The organism is Desulfamplus magnetovallimortis, from assembly GCF_900170035.1.
GTDB classification, from domain to species: Bacteria; Desulfobacterota; Desulfobacteria; order Desulfobacterales; family Desulfobacteraceae; genus Desulfamplus; species Desulfamplus magnetovallimortis.
The window spans coordinates 466,714-473,429 of the sequence record NZ_LT828542.1; the positions used below are offsets into that span (position 1 = coordinate 466,714).

The 6,716-nt window shown below is 41.3% G+C and carries 5 protein-coding genes; all 5 read left to right on the forward strand.

The window, feature by feature from the left end; genetic code table 11:
• The coding region (cas10, locus tag MTBBW1_RS08705; protein ID WP_080802116.1) for a type III-A CRISPR-associated protein Cas10/Csm1 at positions 1 to 2,461 on the forward strand (2,461 nt) is incomplete at its 5' end.
• A gap of 202 nt (positions 2,462 to 2,663) precedes the next feature.
• A complete protein-coding gene (gene csm2 / locus MTBBW1_RS08710; protein ID WP_080802038.1) occupies positions 2,664 to 3,068 on the forward strand; it encodes a type III-A CRISPR-associated protein Csm2 in 405 nt (134 codons plus the stop codon).
• 14 nt (positions 3,069 to 3,082) lie between these two features.
• Complete coding sequence (gene csm3, locus MTBBW1_RS08715) at positions 3,083 to 3,796, forward strand: type III-A CRISPR-associated RAMP protein Csm3 (protein WP_245809307.1); 714 nt, start codon at positions 3,083 to 3,085, stop codon at positions 3,794 to 3,796.
• Positions 3,797 to 3,809: 13 nt separating this feature from the next.
• Complete coding sequence (gene csm4, locus MTBBW1_RS08720) at positions 3,810 to 4,874, forward strand: type III-A CRISPR-associated RAMP protein Csm4 (protein ID WP_080802041.1); 1,065 nt, start codon at positions 3,810 to 3,812, stop codon at positions 4,872 to 4,874.
• Between the two features lie 249 nt (positions 4,875 to 5,123).
• Positions 5,124 to 6,716 (forward strand): type III-A CRISPR-associated RAMP protein Csm5 (csm5, locus tag MTBBW1_RS08725; protein ID WP_080802044.1); only part of this gene is annotated, 1,593 nt, incomplete at its 3' end.

Here is a 6,716-nt window from a genome sequence, read left to right on the forward strand (position 1 = left end):
ATATTTTCCAAAAGTATGCAGCCGCCCGGACTGGGGAAAAGGGGAAGCCTATATTCGCCTTGCCGCAGCACATCACAATGCCAGTTCTGCAACTGAACATGTGATCAGCCTTGCAGATCAGATAAGCAGCGGCATGGACAGGGAGAGCTTTAACCAGCAACTCAATAAGTCCGTAAGCTTCAAGGATTATAAAAGTACACGTATGGTACCGATTTTCAGCCATCTAACTATTAACAAAAAAAAGCCGATCAGCAATTCGGATGAAATACTCTTCCGTTATCCCTTGGAAAGGATGACCCCGAAATCCATTTTTCCAGGGAAAAAAGAAGAGGTAATTCCAACAACAAAACATCAGGCAAACAGTGAATATGCAAAGCTTTTTGAAAATTTTCTAAAAGATTTTAAGAAACTTGCCCATGCTGACAGCAATCCTGAACTCTGGTTTGAGCATTTTGATTCACTGCTTATGAGATACACATCTTCTGTTCCTGCAGCAAGGGTAGGACATGTAATTCCTGATGTATCTTTATATGATCATATGACAACCACAGCAGCCCTTGCAACTGCCATTTATCTTTACCATGAAATATGCGGCACCCTGGATACAAAAAGCATCAAAAATAGAAAAGAGGAAAAATTCCTGTTAATCAGCGGTGATTTTTATGGAATCCAGAATTTTATTTTCAACGGATATGGAGACAGCCGAAAATATCGTTCCAAGCTGCTGAGAGGCAGATCATTTGCTGTATCACTTATGTCTGAGCTTACAGCGGATATGATATGCAGAAGGATCGGCCTGCCACACTCTTCGGTTATGCTTAATGCAGGAGGACGGTTTACAATTCTTGCACCCAATACTCCGCAAACCCTTGACGTACTTGATTCTGTAAAAAAACTTGTAAATGAATGGCTGCTTAAAAGAACATTTGGAGAAACCTGCATTGGTATAAGTTCAATAACTGCAAGTTGCGGCGATTTTGAAAAAAAACGGTTTGCTGCACTGTGGGAAAAAATGGTTTCAGCCATGGACAAAGCCAAATTCTCAAAAATTGACATGAACCTTTACGGCGGCTCTGTTGCCATGGAAGATTACCTTGAACGTTTCAACAGTGATCTGGCGCCGGGTATTTGCCCATTGTGCGGCAAGCGACCGGCAGAGAAAAAAAACAGGCTGGAAGAGATCCATGTGTGTGCCATGTGCAAGGATCATCTGTTTATGGGTGAAAACCTTGTGAAAAAAAGAAAAATAGCCATCTTTGCCCCTGAAGAAAATTTTTCAGGAAGAAAATTGACTGACCCCATTTTCGGACAGTATCAGATTATTTTTCCTGAAGATGACAGCGATGTATATGACAATAGCGCCAAAATATTTAAATTCTGGCAAATTGAGACGTCATCTTTAGAAATGAACACTTTAAACAAAAGCAGAGCATTAAATTCTTCAAATAAGGATACATCAAAAACTACCAGCCTGAAACATGAGTTTGCAGAAGAGATCCTTAAAAGAGATATGGTGACATCAAAATTTATCAATGGATATGTTCCTTTTTACAATGCTGAAGATACAATGGATTATCCTGTTTCTGATGAAATTGAGGAGGGGGCCCCAAAAACCCTAAATCATATTGCAGCAGGTGCTTTAAACCTTACTTCCAGCGGCAATAAAAAATCCGGTGTTGAAGCCCTCGGGGTTTTAAAGGCAGATGTTGATCACCTCGGACTTCTGATGGCATGTGGTCTGGAGGATAACCTTTATACAATATCCAGATTAGCAACAATGAGCCGTCAGCTTAACAATTTTTTTGCAGTATATCTGCCATTCTTTCTTGAAACAGATATTCGCTTCAATGATGTCTATACAGTATTTGCCGGAGGTGATGACCTTTTTTTGATAGGCCCATGGAACCGTATCATTGAACTTGCCGCAGAACTTGAAAAAAACTTCAGGCAATTTGTATGTGAAAATCCTGAGATACACTTTTCAGCAGGTATTTCCATGCACAAGCCGCACACACCCATTGATATGCTGGCATCAGCATCCGAAGAAGCACTGGAAGCATCCAAGCATGGAGGCAGAAATAGAATTACACTCTTTGACCAGACCCTGCTGTGGTCGCACTTTGAAGAACTGAAAACAGTTGAACAGGAGCTTGCCCAATGGCTGGTACAAGGCTGGATCACACAGGTGTTTCTCTATAAGCTTAACCATTTTATTGATATGGCGGAAAAAGAAAGAGTCCTGTTGAATCGTCGTAAAACCATAGAAATGGCAGATATGAACTGTACCCGCTGGCGCTCACTTCTGGGCTACAGCGTTGAGAGAAACGCTGCATTAAAAGTTGACAGAAATGAAAGGGAAGACAAAGTGAACTATATCCGCAACAAAATTGCACAGTGGCTTGACAGTTACCGGGGTGCGCTGCGGGTTCCTCTGTGGACACTCCAGTACAACAGACGGTGAATACAAGGCTTGTTTTTTATACGCCAAAAAGGCTACTGCCCTGTCAACACTTAGTTTTAGGGCTATCTGCAACGTAGAGACAAGGCATGCCTTGTCTCTACAATTAACCGAACCTTAATTTTTAGTTTTGACAATACACTACACTCAAATGAATAAAAGGGCACTTATCAGCGGTTGCTCTTGAACAAAGGAGATATTGATAATGGAAAAAATCATCTTATGGAAGGACAGAGATAAAAAACTCATGGATCCCATGCTCTTTTCCAGAATTGCGGAAAATTTTGCATTGCAGATTGCCGAAGAAAACCGAACAGAAAGAGGAGGTCCAAATAAAAGAACGCAGCTCCGAAAATTCTTTGATGAATCTGTGACACTGAACATGGCTGCAAAGGCCAATCCTGCCAACTGGCCAAACCAGATTCCCCTGGTTCATATGCTCACAGCTAAGGCAGCCTATGCACATGGCAGAAAGCTTATATCAAAAGGATTTCTTGAATTTATCAGAAATTCTGTGGAACAGATTGAAAGGCCCGAAGATCTTGAGGTTTTCACCACTTTTTTTGAATCATTTGTTGGATTTTACCGTCTGCATGGACCTAAAAATTGAAAAAGGATGATGATATGAACACAAACAGCATGAAACTCGTTGATATTAAAGAGATGACCGGCAAAATTCTTCTCAAAAGCGGCCTTCATATCGGAGCCGGAGATACCGAGATGAGAATCGGAGGAACAGATAATCCGGTTATCAAGCATCCACATACTCTTGAGCCTTATATTCCGGGTTCTTCCCTCAAGGGCAAAACAAGGTCGCTTCTGGAGCTTCAATCCGGTCTTATGGGAATGACAGACGGGAAACCCCTTGATATCAAGGACTATAGAAATCTTGAAGGCAAAGACAAAAAAAGATGTCGTGAAATCATAGCTCTTTTTGGTGCAAGTGGCGCTGATTCAGAGGATCTTAAGGAGATAGGGCCATCAAGATTATCCTTTGCCGATGCACCCCTTTATGACGAATGGAAAAAAGGTGCCATTGAGAGAAACCTTACATTTACAGAAGTTAAATCTGAGAATTCAATTAACCGCATAAAGGGCACTGCTGAAAACCCCAGATTTACAGAACGTGTTCCTGCGGATACGGTTTTTTCCTTTTCCATTGTACTTAAGGTATTTGAAGGCGATGATGGCCTTGAAGAGCTTCTTTTAAAGGGACTCAAGCTCCTTGAAATGGATGCTCTTGGCGGCAGCGGCAGTAGAGGATATGGCAGGATAGAGTTTCAATTTGATGATGGCGCTGTTCAACAGAGATTTCAGGATACAAATCCCCTTTCGTAAAGGAGGCAGTCCCGTGAAATTTTACCAGATCACATTGCAGCCCAGATCGGCATTTGCAACGCCATTAAAGGGAGATACTCTGTTCGGACATTTCTGCTGGCAGGCTGCCCATGATCCATCACTGCTTGAAGGAGGGCTTGATACCTGGATCAGGCGATATGGAGAACAGCCGTTTGCAATTTTTTCTTCTGCATATATAAAAACAGAGCATAATGGAACCTGCTGGTTTCTCAAACGCCCTGATCTGCCCCTGAGTTTTTTCAAATCCTATGCAGGTTTGGATAAAAAGGAGAGAATCCTTAAAGCAAAAGAGATGAAAAAACAAAAATGGATGCAGATAAACGGTTCTCTTAACATTGACCTTGCAGGCGGAACATTTTTAAATGACACTGAACTCCTTGATATCCTTGAAAATGAGCTGAGTCCGGAAACAAGGAGAAGCCTTGGGCATTTAGATCAAAAACAGGTTAGCATCTCTTTTTCCCAGCCTCATAACAGTATCAACAGATTGACAGGAACAACAGGAAGGGGCGGAATGTTTGCCCCTTTCACAACAAAAAGTACCTGCTACTTTCCTGAAGTGGAGCTTGTGATTTTTGTTTTGATTGAGGAATCTGCCACTGACATTGAAAGGGTACTAAAAGGGATAACCCGCATTGGTCAATGGGGCTTTGGAAAGGATGCTTCCACAGGCATGGGACGATTTGAGGTTGCTGAACACGATCCTATGACCATGCCAGACATATCCAATACAATGGCGTTCTATACACTTGCACCATCTGTCCCTGAACAAGGATTTTTTAATTCATCCGGTATTGAAAAAAATGGGATGAATGCCTTTTTTACACCTTTTACAAGGTTTGGCAAACATGGAAGCACAATTGCCGTGAGCGGAAATCCTTTTAAAAATCCGGTGATTATGGCGGATGAAGGTGCTGTTTTTATTCCTGACAGAACACAGGCAGAGATGATTGTTAAAAAGCAGTATATGGGCACTGCCGTAGGTGGGATATCTAAATCCATGCCACATACAGTTGCACAGGGATACACACCTGTATTACCAATGCAACTTGCCTGATACTCAAACAAAAAAATAACTTCCTTTTCTGAAAAGCTATTGCATTGTCAAAAACTTAGTTTCAGGCTTACCCTCTTCCGGTTTTTAAAGTTGGCTAACCTGATCCGGAAAAGCCAACACCATGGAAGTTTTCCGATTTTCCTGCCCGAAATGCGTGAAAATCAGAAACAGAAAGCCAGTTCAAAGGTTTACAATCCTTATTCTCAATTTTTGACAAAGCATTATACTATAAGTAAAAACGGGTGATTTATGAAAGAAGTCTTTAAATGTACAATTAAAATCATGTCGCCGGTTCATGTGGGATGTGATGAAGTATATGAACCCACCTCATTTGTTGTGGACGAAAACGAGCGTCAGTTAATTCACTTTGATCCACCTGTTTTCATTGCCGGCCTTGAGCCTGATGATCGTGAAAAATTTTCTCTCATCTGCAGGAAAGGCACAATCAATTCCATTCTGGAGATATACAAATTCTTCCGTGGAAAATCAGCAGAAGGCAGAAGAGTTGATCTCTGTTCCGGTTTTCTGGATCATTACAAAACAACCCTATCTATACCAGAGGGAAACGCAAGACGCATACAACAAGAGCTGAATAACTTCTCAATCCAGAGAACTGCTTTTAGAGTCTCTGATAACAGGCCATATCTGCCTGGTTCTTCCATTAAAGGGTCATTAAGGACAGGCTGTCTCAATGCAAAATGCAATGGTGCAAAAATACCTTTACCCCCGAAAAACCAAAGCGGACATGGAGGGTATAATGTTACCAAAAAAAATTTTAACGAGTATGTTGAAAAAAAGCTGCTCAATTACAGGCAGATTGAAGAAGACCCCTTTGGCAAGGTCAAGGTCTCTGATTTTCAGCCGGTTGGAGATGTAAAAACATCCATTATTTATGCTGTAAACCAGAAAAAGAAAATTTCCGACAAAACAGCAGGGGGACCCTACCAGATATTTGAGGTAATAGAGCCGGGCAGCCTCTTCCAGGGTGAAATAGAGGTTGTTGATTCGGTTTTCAGGAACCCCTTGAACGGCAGAACCACAAGCTATATTAATGATCCTCTCAATCTCAAAAGCCTTCTGTCAGGTGCCTTTGAGTTCTACAGAAAAGAACATCAAAGGGAGAACCGTGAACTTGCAGGAGTGAGGATTCCCACTCTGAATATGGCAGGCCAAACTTCTGCTGCTTCTGACCTATCACCTGAATCCGGTCAAAACAGCAGCAATTTAAAGGAAAGCAATATTTCGCCATTAAGAATAGGCCGTCATTCCGGTGCTGAATGTGTTACTATTGAAGGTAACAGAGATATAAAAATAATGCTGGGCAAAAAAGAAAAAAAATTTTTGGATCATGCCACTACTCTGTGGCTTGCTTCGGACAAACCAAGAACTGCCTCACTTAATTCCCTGAAACCTTTTGGCTGGATTGCAGTTGAAGCCCTCACACCGGAAAAAAAGGAAGCATTTGATTCACGGGAAAAAGAGTACGCTGAAAGAATAAACCGTGAAGCGACTGAAAAGGCGGAAGCTGTCAAAAGACATATTGAAGAAGAAAAAAAGATAATAAAAGAGGCGCAGGAGAAAGAAGCGGAAAGTCAGCGTAAACAGGAAGAAGAAGAAAATCTAAAAAAAACTCTTGAATCCCTGGGAACAGAAGAACGATTCATTTTTGAATATGACATGGGAAATATTCAGGAAGATCAAGTTAATTTCATATTCAAAAGAATTGATGAAATGGATGAAAAATTCAAAAAAGAAATTGCTTCACGAATTGCATCCTACTGGCAGAAGAATAATATGTGGACAAAGAGTCAGGCCGGAAGACAATGGAAAAAGGTAAGGGAA

Excerpts from the sequence above, each read along its gene's own strand:
- csm2 (WP_080802038.1), top strand. The coding sequence starts at position 2,664 with ATGGAAAAAATCATCTTATGGAAGGACAGAGATAAAAAACTCATGGAT.
- csm3 (WP_245809307.1), top strand. The coding sequence starts at position 3,083 with ATGAACACAAACAGCATGAAACTCGTTGATATTAAAGAGATGACCGGC.